Here is a 241-nt window from a genome sequence, read left to right on the forward strand (position 1 = left end):
CCCGTACGGGATTCGAACCCGTGTTACCGCCGTGAAAGGGCGGTGTCTTAACCACTTGACCAACGGGCCAATATGTATGGCAGAGAAGAAGGGATTCGAACCCTCGCACCGCGTTAGCGATCTACTCCCTTAGCAGGGGAGCCCCTTGAGCCACTTGGGTACTTCTCTGTATGGCTCCGCAGGTAGGACTCGAACCTACGACCGATCGGTTAACAGCCGATAGCTCTACCACTGAGCTACT

Annotated in this window: 1 tRNA gene; it reads right to left on the reverse strand. The window is 56.0% G+C overall.

Annotated elements, in window-relative coordinates:
• Positions 1–77: 77 nt before the first annotated feature.
• Positions 78–168 (reverse strand) — tRNA-Ser (locus tag QO049_RS30675).
• Positions 169–241: the final 73 nt, after the last annotated feature.

Origin of the sequence: Bacillus sp. RB3, assembly GCF_030164735.1 — a bacterium.
GTDB classification, from domain to species: Bacteria; Bacillota; Bacilli; order Bacillales; family Bacillaceae_G; genus Bacillus_A; species Bacillus_A cereus.